Here is a 1,987-nt window from a genome sequence, read left to right as displayed (position 1 = left end):
TCTCTTGTTCGAAGTGTCGGCCCTTGAACAGGTCGCTCGTGCTCGCGTGACTACGCATGTTAGGCAAAGGCCGTCATTCTAGCTGAGCTGCAGGTCTGCACCAGAGCCCGTTTCTCTAGGCAGTTGCTCCGCAGACAACGTATGGCATACATTGAAGCATTGGACGGCCGAGTTCGGCCAAGAGCGGACACAACGTTGAATGTAGCTGCGTCTGAACTAGCCTAAAAACTGGGATTAGCTGCGGTACTCTGCGGTCAAGCGGATGAGCTGACGCGCCTCGTCGACCATTCGGTCAGCCTCGCGCTCGACGTGTTCGAGAGCGACACGGGACGGATCACGGGCTGGCGCGAGGATCTCAGTGCGCGGCGGGACGAGATTCGAGAATGTCGGGTAGCATGATTTCGAGCCACTCAACCAGACCCTGCACCTTTTCCGCAGCTTCCAGTCCGATCGGCGTTAGCGTGTACTCGACATGGGGCGGCACGGTCTTGAAGTCCTTGCGGTCGACCATGCCGTCTGCCTCCAGCCATTGCAGGGTTTGCGCTAGCATGCGTTCGCTGACGCCGCCGATGCAACGCCGCAGGTCGCTGAAGCGCTGCTTACCAGGCATCAGGGCGATCAGCACGAGCACGCCCCAGCGGCTGGTCAGATGCTTCAGGATTTCGCGCGACGGGCAGGCGGCGGCCATCACGTTGCCGCGCATGAGGCGCTCGGAGAACGTGCCGTGTTCAGGTTCGGGGGAAAAATCAGACATGGTTATCTCTAACTAACATTTGTGTGCGTACTTCCTAAAGAGAAGTATAGTTCATATAATCGGGCCTCGTCCACATCGAACCCTTGAAGGAGTAAACCATGACTATTGCAGTAAGTGGCGCAACCGGCCAACTGGGCCGCCTCGTGATCGGCAAACTCAAACAGAAGGTCGCGACTGACAACATCGTCGGTCTCGTCCGTAACACCGAAAAAGCCAGGGATCTGGACGTCGCCGTCCGCGTGGCCGACTACACCCAGCCGGCCACGCTCGAGGCCGCCCTCGCCGGTATCGATACGCTGCTGCTCATCTCGGGCAACGAAATCGGCCAGCGTGCGACCCAGCACGCCAACGTGATCAATGCCGCAAAGAAAGCCGGCGTCAAGCGCATCGTGTACACGAGCCTGCTGCGCGCCGACCGCTCGCCGCTGAACCTGGCACCGGAGCACGTCCAGACCGAAGCCGACCTGAAGGCATCAGGCCTGCAGTACACCATCCTGCGCAATGGCTGGTACACGGAAAACTACACGGGTTCTATTACCCCGGCCCTGGCCAATGGCGCGTTCTACGGCAGCGCCGGCGACGGAAAGATCGCTTCCGCCGCACGTGCCGACTATGCCGAAGCGGCTGTCGTGGCCTTGACGAACGAAGCGCACAGCGGCATCACCTACGAGCTGGCCGGCGACAATGCCTACACGCTGGCGGAACTCGCCGCCGAGATCTCCAGCCAGACCGGCAAGGACATCCCCTATGTGAACATTCCGGAAGCCGACTACGCGGCCGCGCTCAAGGGCGCGGGTCTGCCGGAGGGCTTCGCCGCGGCCATCGCATCGTGGGACGTAGGCGCCTCGCAAGGCGCATTGTTCGACGATGGCCGCCAGCTGTCCAAGTTGATCGGCCGTCCGACCACATCGCTGGCCGACAGCGTCAGGCAAGCGCTCGCCTGAGCGCGTTCGATCCGGCCGTCCCGGCGGCTGGATTACCCAAGCTTCATTGAGGGCTGTCTGGCAAATCGCTCAGTGGGACAAGCCTGAGGCGGGGTGTCAAATCGACAGACGCCGCCACGGAAACTCCCCGAATCAGCGTAATCATCCGTCCGTCTGCCTCAGGCGTATGCACGACCTTGATTAACCATTGGATGGGCTTTGTTGCGTAAATCAGGCTCGGCCAGGGTATAAGGCGTAGGTCTGTTAGCCTGAGCAGGATGAAACCAGCTCCACAGAAGTACCGCACGAC

At 60.8% G+C, this 1,987-nt stretch carries 2 protein-coding genes; one reads left to right on the top strand and one right to left on the bottom strand.

Going from position 1 to position 1,987, the window contains the following annotated elements:
- Positions 1-355: 355 nt before the first annotated feature.
- Complete coding sequence (locus ACZ9AQ_RS24110; RefSeq protein ID WP_285383209.1) at positions 356-754, bottom strand: winged helix-turn-helix transcriptional regulator; 399 nt, start codon at positions 752-754, stop codon at positions 356-358.
- A 98-nt stretch (positions 755-852) separates the two neighbouring features.
- Here ACZ9AQ_RS24110 and ACZ9AQ_RS24105 point away from each other — a divergent pair, with 98 nt between their 5' ends.
- The gene (locus ACZ9AQ_RS24105; RefSeq protein WP_285383208.1) at positions 853-1,698 is read left to right on the top strand and encodes an SDR family oxidoreductase; all 846 of its coding nucleotides are present in this window, start codon (positions 853-855) and stop codon (positions 1,696-1,698) included.
- The last annotated feature ends 289 nt before the right edge of the window (positions 1,699-1,987 follow it).

This window comes from Massilia sp. UYP34, from assembly GCF_056279385.1.
Note: the sequence above shows the minus strand (reverse complement) of the source record. Positions and strands in the feature narration are given on the sequence as shown.

Coding starts and splice junctions, on each gene's coding strand:
- ACZ9AQ_RS24105 (WP_285383208.1), top strand. CDS start 853: ATGACTATTGCAGTAAGTGGCGCAACCGGCCAACTGGGCCGCCTCGTG.
- ACZ9AQ_RS24110 (WP_285383209.1), bottom strand. CDS start 754: ATGTCTGATTTTTCCCCCGAACCTGAACACGGCACGTTCTCCGAGCGC.